At 32.6% G+C, this 15933-nt stretch carries 8 protein-coding genes; 4 read left to right on the forward strand and 4 right to left on the reverse strand.

What is annotated here, in order from left to right; all coding sequences use genetic code 11:
* The coding region (locus tag N4T77_RS13575) for a DNRLRE domain-containing protein (RefSeq protein ID WP_261672345.1) at positions 1 to 6396 on the reverse strand (6396 nt) is incomplete at its 3' end.
* A 1-nt stretch (position 6397) separates the two neighbouring features.
* A complete protein-coding gene (locus N4T77_RS13580; RefSeq protein WP_261672347.1) occupies positions 6398 to 6538 on the reverse strand; it encodes a hypothetical protein in 141 nt (46 codons plus the stop codon).
* Positions 6539 to 6665: 127 nt separating this feature from the next.
* On the opposite strand from N4T77_RS13580, the gene N4T77_RS13585 reads away from it, so the two are divergent.
* Genes N4T77_RS13585 through N4T77_RS13595 form a run of 3 tightly spaced genes read left to right on the forward strand, consistent with a single transcriptional unit; the run spans position 6666 to position 13899 of the window.
* Positions 6666 to 11525, forward strand: a complete 4860-nt coding sequence (locus N4T77_RS13585) for a cytidyltransferase (RefSeq protein ID WP_261672348.1) — start codon at positions 6666 to 6668, stop codon at positions 11523 to 11525.
* A 29-nt stretch (positions 11526 to 11554) separates the two neighbouring features.
* Positions 11555 to 12823: a lactate/malate family dehydrogenase gene (locus N4T77_RS13590; RefSeq protein WP_261672349.1), complete on the forward strand. Its 1269-nt coding sequence runs from the start codon at positions 11555 to 11557 to the stop codon at positions 12821 to 12823.
* 23 nt (positions 12824 to 12846) lie between these two features.
* Positions 12847 to 13899, forward strand: coding sequence for a flavodoxin family protein (locus N4T77_RS13595; RefSeq protein WP_261672350.1), 1053 nt, complete (start codon positions 12847 to 12849; stop codon positions 13897 to 13899).
* Positions 13900 to 13945: 46 nt separating this feature from the next.
* On the opposite strand, the gene N4T77_RS13600 is transcribed toward N4T77_RS13595, so the two are convergent.
* Complete coding sequence (locus N4T77_RS13600; RefSeq protein ID WP_261672351.1) at positions 13946 to 14425, reverse strand: ferritin family protein; 480 nt, start codon at positions 14423 to 14425, stop codon at positions 13946 to 13948.
* A 311-nt stretch (positions 14426 to 14736) separates the two neighbouring features.
* On the opposite strand from N4T77_RS13600, the gene N4T77_RS13605 reads away from it, so the two are divergent.
* Positions 14737 to 15576 carry a PHP domain-containing protein gene (locus N4T77_RS13605; RefSeq protein WP_261672352.1) on the forward strand — a complete coding sequence of 280 codons (840 nt, stop codon included), beginning with the start codon at positions 14737 to 14739 and terminating at the stop codon, positions 15574 to 15576.
* A gap of 91 nt (positions 15577 to 15667) precedes the next feature.
* Here the strand turns inward: N4T77_RS13605 and N4T77_RS13610 are convergent, their stop codons facing one another.
* The gene (locus tag N4T77_RS13610; protein ID WP_261672353.1) at positions 15668 to 15883 is read right to left on the reverse strand and encodes a holin; all 216 of its coding nucleotides are present in this window, start codon (positions 15881 to 15883) and stop codon (positions 15668 to 15670) included.
* Between the last annotated feature and the right edge of the window lie 50 nt (positions 15884 to 15933).

Here is a 15933-nt window from a genome sequence, read left to right on the forward strand (position 1 = left end):
GTAGTATAATCCAGTTTCCTTATCATACCTATATCCACGATAACGATAAGGATTCTTATCACCTACTTTATCTACAGTGTTATCTACAGCAGATAGAACCCGCCCCCAGCTGTCATAAAGATAAGTTACTACCTGAGTTCCATTACTATCAAACAGCCCTATGATATCTCCCTGACCGTTTCTTATATAATAATACTCAGTTCCGTTTAAATTCATGCTTATCAGGTCATTTTCACTATCATAGGTATAGTATATCCTATCTGAACCATTATCTTCAAAGCTTACTTTATCTCCTATTAGATAATATTTTGTAGTAACTCCATTTACATTTTTCTCAATTCTGATTCCCGAATCATTATATTTAAAGCTGATATCATACCCATTACCTTTTATAGATTTTAATCTTCTGCCTTCTTCCCAGGTATAACTGTAGTTATTATAAGTTAAAGGATTCCCTACGTTATCATAAGTTATTTCCTTTCCATTATAATGTGTCAGTTTATCCTTCCATATAGAATCATACTGATAGCTTCCTGTAGTTACTGATGTTGTTCCAGATAAAGGTGTTTCAATCCTTTGTAGTATATTTCCCCCTGAATCGTAGAGGTAATCTATAGTTTTCTGAGTTACTCCATTTTTTTCTTTTACTAATTCATTTAGTTCATTATATTGATACTCTATAACTTTTCCAGCATCAATAATTTTAGTTATATTTCCGTTGGCATCATATTCATACTCTATTTTAATATTTTTGTTTCTTATTGATTTAAGCTTATTTGTTGTTGACCCTTGGCTGATTCCCTTAACATATTCATAGGAAGCTCCATAGCTGTTAAGCCCTGCATTTACTATTTTTTCAGACAACCTGCCAATGCTGTCATGCCTATACTCTACTTTGCTTCTATGATACATTGCAAGTATAGAGCTTTCACTTATTATTGATGTTGGCGCATAGGTGAAATTTCTAATCAACCCATTTAAATTATAACCACCCTTTGGATTACTTCCTACTGCGGTTTTCGCTCCTGTGAAATCCTTGAAGCTTGTTACATTTGCTGTATAAGGCTTACTATTTAAATATAAAGTACATTTTAAAACTCCACTACTACTGTCAAAAAACCATTGAAGGGCAACAAATTCCCAATTATCTGGAGTTATAGTTTCTTCTGTAGTTATAACATTTGTGAATACACCTACATTATTTAATACTGCAAGGTTAACTTTATTGTTTCCATCCACATAAAGATTAAATAACTGGGAACTTCCTTCGTTTCCAATTATCATTCTTGAACCTGTTCCACTGGTGTTTATCCAAGCGCTTACTGTTCCAGCTGATTTATTTATACCTAAATCATAAACAACCTTTGTTCCACTATAAGCAGCAAGTGCGTTTTTACCACTTTCATCTCTTTGGAATACTGGTGTTTGTATATCAGGAATCGGAACCCTTCCTTTACTGCTTACTGTACTGCCATTGAAACTAAAGTATTCTATTCTCTCATCACTTTCTGAAGGTTCTCCATAAAAAATTAATCTCTGCTTGTTATCCTTATCATATTCATACTTTGTTTCATACAAGGCTCCGCCTACTTTTTGAGTTATCCTGTTTTCATTATTATTGCTATCATAGCCTAATCTTATATAATTTATATCATTAGTAGCAGCTTCTTCAACTCTAACTAATCTATCAGCTAAATCATAGACATATCTATAGCTTCTGTTATTTATCTTATCTTCATGATATCCTAGGTTTCCACTGCTGTCATACTGATAGGTATATCTCTCTTTCTCGTTAAACTTTCTGCTGATAATTCTGTCTAATTCATCATACACCATGCTGACTTTTTGATTATTACCATAAATTGAACTTAGTAAATTCCCTGTAATAGGTTCAAAATTATTTGTTATTAAAGGCTGATTTTCTACTAAAACTCTATTATTATTTCCAAAGCTGTCATACTCAAATTTATAACTAAATCCATTATGGGATATGGTTTTTATTCTGTCACTTTCATAAGTGTAACTGTTTGCTACTGTTGTAATCCTATCATCCTGCAAAGTTCTGGTGTAGAGATCCTGTATATCATCATTACTTAAAGGATTTCTTGAATAAGAGAAACCTTCTAGAAATCCATTTAATTGGTATAATCCGTATACATTGCTTCCAACTGCTGTTATTACTCCAGTAAAGTCTTTAAATTCCGTTGTACTTCCAGTATAAACTCTGTCATTTATATATAAAGTACAGTTTAATACACTGCTGTGAGTTGTCTCATCTGCTACCCACTGCCATTCTAGTGCTACAAAATACCATGTGTTATTTAATATGGTTATATCACTTGCTGTAATTATATTTCTAAAAACATTACTCTTATCTATTGAACTTAAAATAATTTTATTTCCATCGTTTATATATAAATTAAATAATACTCCACTGCCTTCATTAGAAAAAATTATTCTAGTGCCGCTGCCTTTTGTATTAAACCACACTGCCATTGTTCCAGATTTTTTATCTATACCTAGATCATAGTATAATTTTGAATTTCCACGATTACTTAAAGTATATGGAGTAAATATACTATTTTCCTCCATTTGTATTGCATCAAATCTAACTTTGTTATTATCCTTTACATGGGTTCTCAGTATGACAAAAAAGCTTCTTGTACCTGCTGGAAAGGTGAAGGTTTGACTTATTCTTACCCATTGGTTTTCTGGTATTGATTTTACGTAGTTCTGATAAGTTCCAGCTATTAATTTACCTGCTGCATCAAAACATTGAATTCCAAGCTCTGGATTTTCTGTACCTATTCTTTTAGCATATGAACTTAGAGTATAAACCTTTGGAGCTGAAAGAGCAGAAGGTAAATTTATAAATTGATAAGCTACAGAATTTGTAGCACTTCCATTTACAACACCATCTGAGTCGTAACTTTCTAAGCAGTAACTGCCATTTACTCCGTCATACACTAATCTCCATCGTCCTGTAGAGTTATCCCAATCTTCTAATGCCCAAGAACTAGTAGATCCAATTCCGCCTGTACCTTCAAAGGATGAGTTTACAAGTAGATTTGTACCAGCATCAAAAGCTGCAAAAGCTGATTTACCACCGCTATCTTTATCAAATACTGCATTTTCAGTTACAGTTTTTGTTCCTTTACTTCCTATAGTATTTGATATCAACGGAAACCTTTCAACATTTTTACTGTCAGAAGCCTCAAGAATTTTAGAAGCGTTAACTAGCCTGTTCATATTATCGTATTGATAAGATGTCTTACTTCCTTTTCCATCAGTGGTTCCTGTTAACAAGCCTTTAGCTTCATCATAATGATTAATTACAGAATCTCCTCTCTCATCTGTAATTGCCTTCATGTAGTTTCCGCTTATACTATAATTAGCTGTAGATTTTATAAATGGTGAATTAGCATCTGTTACACTGCTAACTGTTGAAGTTAAAGGATTTCCATAGCTGTCATAGGTAAAGGAATATACTACATTCTCTGCCGAAATTGCCTTCTCTATATTACGATTTTTATCGTATTTGTATTCAAATTTTCCACCTGCTGGGTTTATAGCTTTAACTAGGTCATTATTCTGATATTCAAATTTAGATTCCTTTTTTGCTAAATCTACAACTGATATTACATTTCCATTTTCATCATAAACATAGCTTACTCCAAACTCTTCTTTGTATATTTGAAAATTGGTAAAGTAAGCTGCATTTGCATTATTGTAGTATTCTCCATATATGATTATTCTTACATAATCACTTTTAGCTACTATTTTCTCTGATACATACTGCCAATCTGTTGAATCTTCATTAAAAGAAACCAAGTACCAGTCAAGAGACTTATCTGCCTTTTCCATTCCTACTTCCAGTGAAAAACGTCTTCCTTCAATTAAAGGTACAGACTCACCTTTAGCCCAAACTGAAACTACGAAACTGTCTCCTTTTTTTCCTGAAATATTAATGCTTTGTGCCAGATATTTTGAGTTTCTAGAAGCTCCAAATATTCTATAAGCCCTTTTACCATCAATATCAATAACTTTATCATATTGATCTGACTGTGGATCTCTAGTCCAATAAATAGGCATGGGATCACCATAGGATAGATCTGCATTTTCCACTAAGTTGTATCTATTTGCTATAGTACCTTCCTCTAGCTGAAAACAATCAAAATAGGCAGTTCCCATTTCTTCTATGATTCCTGCTCTTGCATATACAGTATTTGATGCTGCATTATCTGGAAGGGTGAATTTAACTTCATATCTCGTCCAGTTACTTGTTCCTTGAATCATTCTTGATTCAACAGTTTGTACGATATTGCTGCTATCATAGTAGTTAACAAAAATTGCTGCACCCTTACCTCTTTCATTCTTTATATCTACAGTTTTAACGTATGCTGAAAAAACGTAACTTTTTCCCTTTGGCAGGCTAAGTCCTTGACTGTAAAACAACCTATTTGCTCCAGCAGCAATTCTATTAATTTTTAAGCTGCTTCTTCCCATATAAGATGCTTCAGTAGTAATAATACCTGAACCTACAGTACCTATTTGCTCATCAGGAATTCCCCATGAATCCAATCCCCAATCTAAATTTTGAAGTTCTACATTGTGATTTTTTAAGTAGTTTTTACTAAACTTTTGAGGTTTTGAAGCTAATGAAAGCTTATTTGAAAGGTTTTCTGTCATATATTTATAGTATTCTGCACTGCCATCCTCATCTCTTATACTTATGGTATTTCCGTAATCATTAAATTGGTATATACTATTTCTCCTTCTTCCATCAGGGAAAATAGTAGTGAAAGTACTTGTATTATACCTATAGTCAATACTTAAATTTCCTCCTAATGCTCCATCTGTTCCAATTTCTTGTATTTGTTTTACTCTGTAAGGTGGTTGAGTGTTATAATTATAAGTTACATTATACTTATCATAGTTTCTTACATTTGTAAGATTATTGCTATTATCATAAGTGAAAATAGTATAGTTTCCATCTGGATAGGTAATTTGAGATAACTGTGCTCCGTTATAGGCAAAGCTTGTTCTACTACCATCCGGTTCTATTATACCTACAAGATATCCATTGCTTAATACATCTAAAATTGTTACTCTTCCAGCTCCATCAGTAATTTTCTTTAATATAATTCCATCATAGCTGAGAGTTATAGAATTTCCGTTTTTATCTTTAATTTTATATAGATATCCTCCAGGTACAAACTCAAGAACTCCTCCATCTTTATCTTTTATAGTATAGCTTCCATCTGATCCCTTAGTAAAAGTTAAGTCTGTACCCATATACTGTTTATAAGTTCCCGATGAACTTTCATAGTAAAAATAATGTTTAGTTCCGTCTTCATCTGTATATACATACCATTGATTGCCTCCAATAGTCTTAGGTTCTACTCTTTGACTTAGGTTTAATCTCCATCCATAACCATAGTTACTTGTAATACTTCTATCATTACTGTTATATACGTGATTTAAAGTAAGAGGCATCCTGCTACCTGTCATAGTTAAATCATTATGAATAAATATCACATTCCCATTAAAATCATTAACATAGCCTGTGCCAGCTCTACCTAAATCCTGGCTGTGGTAAGTCCAGTAATTTTCTAAACCTGAATTATTAACGTATTCTATTCTTATCCTCGGTCTGCCCTTCATATACAATTCAGTTGAATCTGAGGAAATAAACTCGTTATAACCTATATTTTCATCACTATTTTTTAACAACACCCCATAGTTATTACCTGTACTACTCCACTCTTTTACCATTTCAGTTATATCCCAGTCAAATAATGCTCCTTCTTCTCCCTGTATAAATTTATAATCTGAAATCTTCTCTTCATAAGAAGGTTTATTATTCCAAGTAGCAGAATCTGAACTCCAAGGAGTTGTTATCTTATGCACATTAATTTGTTGTGATTCATAATTGGTAGTAAGTAAATTTAGATAAAGAGCAGCGTTAGTAATCATATCACCGGTTGTTAGCTCACTTGGCAGTGTAAATTTTATAAGACTTCTAGTGGTTCCTGAATAAATTCCTTTACCAACTCCGAGACGGTCTGCATACTTTCTTGGCTCACTTGCTATGCCTGAACCTATAAAGGTATCTTCAATGCTTTTAACCTCTAGAGATGTACCAATAGAAGGGTCAATTATAATTGGGTACTTTCTATTTTTACTATTTAACCAACCATTATTAGGAATCCATGATAATACATAATTTTTCTTTTCCTGAGCAAGAGTTACTGTAACTTCTCTATTTATCTCTCCATTTCCATCATACATAAATGGAGGGTCAATCTTAAATACAGCAATTGATGAATCTTTTTCATCGTAAAATATTATTGAATAATCCTGTTGAAGCTTTGGGACTAAGTTTTTTACACTCAAATTAAAAGTAAATATCTGAATTTGATGATTTGTCAATACCCCAAGATATTTCGTATTTATCTTTCTTTATAGTTACTAATTTCTTATTCTTAACCTTTTTAGCAATCTTAATTTTAATGTCATTCTCCTTATTTTCAAACACATCATTATTTTCTTCATCTTTTCCATGTTAGCAAAAAATATATTTGTATTTTTTTCCTTTATACCCTTTTAAAATCTACAGTAAAAGTTTATAATTTTCTGTAAACCACATGTTTAAGGAGGCTAAAATGAACACATTATCCTTTGTTGAAATCTACAACAAAATAATAAGAAGACTAACCAGTATAAAGTGGCTCCAAAAATGGGGAATAGAAAAAAAACTAATAGATAACTACATTAGAAATAAAGAGTTTACAGATAACCTAAAGCTGCTTTTAGAGGATAAGGACTTTTCTGGAGAAAGGACCTTAGTTCTATGCAAAGAATTGCTAGATGAGCTAGCCAAAAATGAAGCCCCTGATAACTGGCTTAACTATATATATCAATATGTACTTAATAAAAATTTTCCTGAAACAACTTCTATAGAACTTAAGGATAACTTAAAGGGTCCCTGTGAACTTTACCTTAGAATATTTCGAGTATTATGCGAGGCTCAGAAAAATTCTTGGGATGAAAGCTGGCAAAGCCGCTATCCAATGAATTTTCTATCCTTAGAGGAGGAAAATGAATTAGAACATCCCGATGAATATAGGAGATTCATAAAGGCCTTTTATGATAACTATACCTATGAAATGATGAAAATTAACGGAGAGTTAACAGGCTATAACACTTTAGACCATGTATGCGGTGTTCACTATTTATCACTGTTTTTAGCTAGACAGCTAAAACTTCTAAAGCTTCCTGTGGACCTAGGAAGAGTTTCTGGTGCGGCAGCAGGACATGATATAGGAAAATATGGCTGCAAAGGTGTTGAACTTAAAAGAGTGCCTCACTTGCACTACTATTACACTGACCAATGGTTCCAAAAGTGCGGTATAAACTATATTAGAAATATTGCATTAAATCACTCTACCTGGGATTTAGAGCTTGAAAACCTATCTATAGAATCCTTACTTTTGATTTATTCTGACTTTAGAGTAAAAAACGAAACTGTAAATGGAATTGCTGAGATGAAACTTTTTTCTCTAGAGGATTCCTTTTATGTTATCCTAAATAAACTTGAAAATGTAGATACTAAAAAGTCTAACAGATACAAAAGGGTATACGCCAAATTAAAGGATTTTGAAAACTTTCTCTTGGACCTTGGGGTAGATGTAGAACCTAAAATTAAATTTAATCTTATAAAAAAAGCTAAACGAAACTACACTTTATTACAGGGTAATGATATAGTTAAAAACTTAAAATTTCTTTCTATAAAACACAATATTAATGTAATGTATCAGCTACGTGATGAATATTCTCTTGAATCTATACTAGAGCAAGCAAGAAGTGAAACCGATTGGAAAAACCTAAGAGAATATATTAGGATTTTTCAAGAGTACTCCACTTATCTAACCCAGCAGCAAAAACTTCAAACTATTAAGTTCTTGTACGAAAATTTAACTCATACTGAAGATGATATAAGAAGGCACTGTGCGGAGCTTATCGGAAACCTAATTGCTATTTATGATGAAGATTACAGAAAGGAAATTCCGGAAAACGTTAAACTTCCTTCTCCTGATGCAAATAGCTTAGATCTACTAAAGGAATACTTTAACCTTATGCTATGTCCTGGACATAAAGTTATTCCTTCCCATAGGTTTAATATAGGATACAGCATTAGTATAATGGTAAATTCTCTATTTAATAGCAGCAAAAGCTCCTATATAAAATACTATAGGGATGCAGTTATAGATTATTATAGTAATGAAAGTTATAAAACTACTGATTGTGAACTATTTTTACTAGAAACTGCTAAGTATGTACCACTAGAGCCTTATGAAGATAACCTCCAGTTAATTTTTACTTATGTTTTTTCTAGACTCAAGAAACGAAGCAGTATATTGAGATTGCAAGCTTTGGAAACTACCTTATTGATAATTAATAAGCTTCCTAGTAACCATGAGTTCATAGAAAAACTTAAAAATCACTTTGCCTTAATTACTTCGAAAAGTAAAATACCTGCAGAAAACCTTTTGCTGCTTAAGATTAATACTGCCTTAGATATAGCTATAAATATAGACGCCTTTAAACATTATTGCCAGCTAACTAAAAAGACCGTTTCAGATATATACTTAAGTAATTTAAAAACTGCAACAGACTGGATAAGAAAAAGGAACCAGATAGAACTGCTTTTAGACGATGCATACCATAATCATCAGTCCAGTAGACTTCATACTACTATTCACTTTTGCAACTTGCTAAAAGTAAGTGCAGTAGAAAGTGTCAGAAACAGAGCTGGCAGTGCTGTTTTGGAGTTAATGCCTCAGCTTACCTTAGCAGAGAGAAATGAGGTAGCGGTAGAATTAATGAGGGCCCTTGAAATTGAAGGAAACAAATTTACAGAGTATATTCCAAGATACGCTGGACAGTCAATTTTATGGCTTCAGCCTAAAGAGCTAGATGAAGTTATTGACGATTGTATACTAAAAATCAAAACCTCAAATATAAACCTAAAGTCTTTAATTCTTAAAACTATAGGAATTACTCTATCCAATTATGAATGCTATAGTACTAGGTTTGAAGAAAGTGAAACATCTTATTTAAGCAGACTTAAGAAGATGTTAGGCATTCTCTTAAATGGCCTTGGAAACTATGAATCTCAAGTGAAGCAGTCTGCCTTTAGCGTAATAGGAAAAGATATATTTGGTGTATCTAATTTAAACTTAGATAGAAAGGAATTTATCTTTAAACTAATAGCCAAAAAAGTACTTACCCTTATTACAGCTAACGATAATGAAGAGCTTTTATTTCTCACAAGATCTGCTAGCTTAAATTATTTTTATAGGTTTATTTCTGATTTTATGTTTTTCCATGGTGATATCAATATAGAAGTGCCTTCTAAAATAGCCTTCTTCCCTGGAACCTTTGATCCTTTCTCCTTAAGCCATAAGCAAATTGCAAAATATGTAGAAAGTCTTGGCTTTGAAGTCTACTTGGCAGTAGATGAATTTTCCTGGTCCAAAAAAACTCTGCCAAGTCTTCTTAGGAGAAATATAGTAAATATGTCTATTTCCGATGAACTTAATATATATATATACCCAGACATATATCCCATAAATATAGCAAATGTAGAGGACTTGAAATGCTTAAGAGAGAGCTTTCCAAATTCTGAAGTATATATTGCAGTAGGCAGTGACGTGGTAGCTAATGCTTCCAGCTACAGGATGGTTAAGAGTGAAAACTCTATTCACAGCTTCTCTCATATAGTTTTTGAAAGAGGTAAGAATAAAAAGTTTGAAACTTCTGTTAAAAATATAGATGGAGATGTTTTAGTATTAACTCTATCCTCTAGATATTCAGAAATAAGCTCTACCCAGATAAGGAGTTATATTGATGATAACAGAGACATTTCTAGTCTCATAGACCCTATGTCTCAACAATATATCTATGAAAATGGTTTTTATCAAAGGGAAGCTCAGGATAAATATACAATTAAATCTTTATCTCTTGACATTGAGATTGCAGAAGACTTTACGGAAGATACAGTAGATAAAATCACAACGCTGCTTCCTGAACTAAGTAATAGCTTTAAAAGGACTTTAAAAGAAATATCTTTAAAACCATCTCCAAGGATAGTATTTTTAAAGAATGTAATTAACAATCAAATTTTAGGTTTCTCTGTTTGCCACTGGATACGTTCCTCTATGCTCTACGATGAGTTTAAAAACTCCTCTGTTTCACAGTATATCCGTGAAAACAGTGTTGGAAGGATAATTTTAATTGACGGTATTTACGTAAAAAATGTAGATAAAGCTAAAGAATATGAGGAACTGCTTTTAAATGAAACTCTATCCCTTTGCGTGTCTAAAGACTATGAGTATGCTATCTATAGAAATCTTTTGGGCAGTAGCTATAATTCAGAAGCAATCTATAACTCATTGACGCTTCATGGCTTTGTAAAAGTACCATTTTGTGATGAAACCACTCCCGTTTATGCTGTTAACATGAGTACTCCTTGCATATTAAATTTAGACATACAAAATATTATTAAAGAGCCTTTTAGAAGTGATCCTAGGGTGAAAATGGTTTTAGGTAATTCCAGAAGAAAGCTTTTAGAAGCGTTGACAAAGCTTTATCCCGGTGAATTGATTTTATCCTTTGATGTAAACTTTGTTTACCAATCAATGATAAGAAAAATATGCAGTGAAAATAAAGTACCTACAGAAACCTCAGAGCCAAAGAAACTAGGCAACGCTATGTGTGTACCTTACGGAGATATACTTGATAGGTATGTAATACCTAACACTGTTACTAAAGCACTGCATACAGAAAAATTGTTTTATCCTGATATGAAGAAGTTTAAAATTGCTGAGTTTCCTCATTATCTAGATTTGAAAACCCAGGTTAGAATGATAAATTCCTTTAGGCGACCGGTTATACTTGTAGATAATCTTCTTCATAAAGGCTATAGAATAAAGGCCTTAGACCCTATTTTAAAAAATGAAAATGTAAAGATACAAAAGATAATAGTTGGAGTTCTTTCAGGACGAGGAAAAGATTTAATGGATATGCAAAACAGAAACGTAGATGCAGTGTATTTTATTCCAAGACTGAAAATATGGTTTAATGAGAATTCCTTATATCCCTTTATAGGGGGAGACGCTATATGGCGTGGTGCTTACCCTGAACGTAACCTGCTGCCTTCTATTAATTTAATTTTGCCTTATACTTATCCATCCTTTATAAGAAATGCTTCTAAGTCGGCAATATACAATTTATCTAAAACCTGTATAGAAAATGCCATTGATATACTAAAGGTTATAGAGGATGAATACCATGTGATACATGAAAAAAACCTAAACTTGCATTCCCTAGGTCAAGTGTTTACTATTCCAAGATGTGCTGACTTAGGCGAAAACGTAGACTATAATTTAAATTTAAGTGCATCTAGCTATTTAAAGAATGACTTAGAGCTTTTAATGAGGCTAAATAACGCCTTCCAATAATAAGACAAAAGGGAAAGGACTGTTATATTATGAATAATAACTTATATTACTACGAGCACCAGAATAAACTATTATTATCTAATAAAAAATATGACTTTAAAGAGCTTTCGGAAGACTTTGCTCAGAATTATAATGGCACTATTTTTGCATTAAACAGTTTGACTCCTGAAAAATCTCGGAGAAGCTTTTCTGTAACTTCCGATAGTAATTTATTTATTCAGGAAGAAAACTTAAATCTGTTGAGAAGGAATAGAAGTTCTAGCCTGCCATCTTGGCTTATTGAGAAGATAGATAATAGAAAGGTCACTGCTGTAAATACTAATTATCCTAATTGGCAGGAGCTTTTATCTAAGGATCTTCCAATAATTAATGGAGAAAAGTCTAATACTAAAAAGTGGTCTGTAACTGTAGTTGGCCTTGGAGATGTAGGCGGCACCTTGATTACTGGATTACGCTTATTAGGTGGCGATTGTATATCAAGAATTAATATTTTTGATAAAGGGGAAGATAAAATGAAAAGATGGGAGTATGAATGTAATCAAATCCTCTCCCCTACCCCTGATAAAGAATATCCTCCTATAATTCCTCTTAAGGAAGATGAGCTTTTTAACTGTGATATGTTTATATTCTGTGTTTCTATTGGAGTTCCTCAAGTTGGAAAGGAAGACTTTGATGTAAGACTGGCTCAATTTGAAGGTAATGCCAAGATAGTAAGCTATTACTCTAGGCTTGCCAGAGAAAGTAACTTTAAAGGCATATTTGCAGTGGTCTCTGATCCTGTAGACTTGCTTTGTAAAACAGCCTTTTTGGAGAGTAATAAAGATATAAATAAAAATTTTGATTTTCAGGGCCTTCTACCAGAACAAATAAGAGGTTATGGCCTAGGAGTAATGAATGCCAGAGCCTCCTACTATGCCTCTGAAAAATTAGAGTATAAACATTACTTAAAGGAAGGGAGAGCCTTTGGGCCTCATGGTGAAGGACTTATAATAGCTGACAGTATGAAAAATTATAATGAGGAAACTTCAGACTATCTTACAGAAAGAACAAAGAAAGCTAACTTAGAGGTGCGCGCACTGGGCTTTAAGCCCTACGTAGCCCCTGCTCTTTCCTCTGGTTCCCTGTCACTTATAGCTACTATAAAAGGAGAATGGCATTACAGCGCTACCTTCTTAGGTGGTGTATTTATGGGATGCAGAAATAGATTACTTCCTTCAGGTATAGAGCTAGAAACCTATGATTATATTGACGATGTTCTTTTTAAGAAATTACAGCATACCTACAACAGTTTTTTATAGATTTTAAAAGAGGTGGTGAATCTATGGAGACTTTATATGTAATAGTTCCAAATGAAAGTATTTCTGGACAGTTACAGGGAATGATCCAAAGTTTCTCTAATAGTTTTCATTCTACAGTATACGTAAAAGCTCCCTCAGATTGTTCCAATTTTAAAAATAAAAAGATACTCTTTGCAGCGGAGGTTGGTATCACTGGTTATGACTTGACAATGCTAAAGTTTTTCGAAAAACTTAAAGATGAGGAAAATGACTTTTTCTATGGCTCTACCGGTGCACTGCTAATTCACAGCAGCTCTGAACTTGGAACCAAAGGAACCGCTCAAGATATTATTTTCTTAGCAAATAGCTTAGGCTGCAATTTTATAGGTAAGTCTTTAGTGGAAGCTACCTCTAGCCTAAGAAACTTCCTAACATGGCAAAAGGTTATTCCATTAACTTTAGAAGAAATTTGTATTGATTTATGTAATAAACTAGGCCAAAGATTATTGGAATATAAGGATTCATCACCAAAGAAAAATAAAAAAGTAACAGTATTATACTCTTCACCAAATAAATTTTCTAATACTCTAGAATTATGGAATATGATATCAAAACACTTAAAAGGATTAAATATAAAAGAAATACAAATAGAAAATGGCAAAGTTCAGGATTGCAAGGGCTGCTCCTATAAACTCTGTGTCCATTACAGCAAACAAAACAGCTGCTTCTACGGGGGTATGCTGGTTGAAGATGTGTTACCTTCTATCGAAGAATCAGATTCAATAATATGGCTGTGCCCTAACTATAACGATGCTATAGCAGCTAATTTAACCGCTACAATAAATAGACTTACAGTGTTATATCATAGGATTAAATTTTATGATAAATCTATTTTTGGAGTAATAGTTTCTGGTAACTCTGGTGGAGACTCTGTAGCAAAGCAACTTATAGGAGCGCTTAATATTAATAAGGGCTTTAGACTTCCCCCTTATGCAATTATTACGGAAACTGCCAATGACCCTAAAGCAATATTTAATGTGGAGAATATAGAGGTTAAGGCAGAAAACTTTGCAAGATACATTACTAAGGGTCTATAGAAAGATAAGCTGTGAACAAATTCCTTTATTCACAGCTTATTACTATTTACTCTTCTATTTCACTAAGTAATTTTGTAAAATAATCAACATGGGCTTTTTCCTGCTCTATTAAACCAGATAGCACTTCTTTGACTTCACCAATAGAAATTCCTTCGTACATCTTTGTATAAACCTCTACAGTTAACTTTTCCGACTTTATGGCATATTCTAAAGCAGATTTTAAACTTTTAAATGCGTCCTCTGCCGGTTCTTTTTTATCGAATACCTTATTTTCTATTAATGCCTTTAAATAAGCAGTTACATCTGTATCAAATAGATAATCGTAGTCATCCTCTTTTTTTTCTAATAGGTCATTATATATTTTTGTAAACTGTTCTTTGTGAATAAACTCCTGACCTGCAGCAGCTAATAAAAAATCTTTTATTTTTCCTGTAGTATATTTAGCGCCATTAGTATAAAACTTTTGTCCCTCTTCTTCCATTAATATAGCTATTTTTAATATTTCAAGTCCGTTAAAATTATTCATACTATCCCCTACCTTTCCCACAGAATTACTAGATAATTTAAAAAATACTGAACCTTATATAAAATATATCATATAACACCTATGTTGTACAAGGGTAATGGGTGTTATAGGCTCTAATCCATATATATGCCAAATTCTTATTATTAGTAGAACAAAACTTGGTACTATTACAAATAATTTTCCCTTGCATTTTGAATTGTTGATGTATTGTATTATAATAAACTTACTACACTAAAGAATAAATTCTAAAATGTTAAAGCCTTGATGAAACATTTAGGAAAACAAAAATTTTCGACAAGCAGGTGATTTTATTGTATAAAAAAGGAGATTTTCACTTACACACAAAGGCTTCCGATGGTAAGCTATCCCCAAAAGAATTAGTTAACCTAGCTAGAAAAGAAGAGGTAGATATAATGGCAGTTACAGATCACGATACGGTGGCAGGTATTGATGAAGCTGTCTCCGAAGGAAAGCATATTGGAATTACAGTAATTCCCGGAATAGAACTTTCTACCCTTCATAGAAATAAAACTGTTCATATCTTGGGATATTTTAGGTCTATAGAAGACATAAGTGAGGAATTCAAAAGCTATTTAAAAGACATGAATGAATATAGGATTCAAAGAGCAGAAAAGATTGTAGAAAACTTATACAAAATCTTTAATATAAAACTAGACTCTAAGAAGATGCTAGAAGGAGCTCATGGCATTGTAGCAAGGCCTCATATTGCAAAAGCTATAGTGGATGCAGGTTATAACTATACCTGGGATTATATTTTTGAACATTTTATTGGTGAAGATAGTCCAGCCTATGTTCCCAATAAGAAGCTAACTACAGAGGATGGAATAAGACTATTAAAGTCTGTAAATGCCCTTGTTTCATTAGCTCATCCTGTTTTAATAAAAACTTTAGACATAGATGAGCTGTTGACTCTTCCTTTTGATGGAATTGAGGCTATATACTCTATGAATAGTGCAGAGGATACGGAAAGGTTTAAAAATTATGCGGAAAAGTATAACAAAATAATTACTGCAGGCTCTGATTTCCACGGTATAGCTAAGGATGATTCAAAACATGCCTCTAGGGTTGGTGAGGTATCCTTAGACAAGTATGGTATTGAAGCCTTTCTAGATAAGCTTAATGATATGTAATTCTAATAACTAGAAATAGGAAGAAGATAACTTTCATTACTTGTTATCTTCTTCCCATTGATCTTAAGGTTTTTATTTCTTAATTTAATGGTTATTTTAGCTTTTTTCTATTAGAAGCATCGTCAAGAAATCCCCTATTATTGGTCTGAGGATTGTTTAAAATTCCTGCTATTACAAGTATAGATAAAAAAGCGTTAATTAATTCGTCATAGTTATCAGGAAGAATATCCTTTCCAAAGGCCTTTAATAACATAGGTATAAATGCAGCAATAGAAAGCCATAGGCCGTAGTTTCTAAATCTATTCATATTACCACCCATTAATATTATTTATTAAGGGGTGTACTAAATTATCACTA

It is taken from the genome of Clostridium sp. CX1, assembly GCF_025398335.1.
Taxonomy (GTDB): Bacteria; Bacillota; Clostridia; order Clostridiales; family Clostridiaceae; genus Clostridium_AM; species Clostridium_AM tanneri.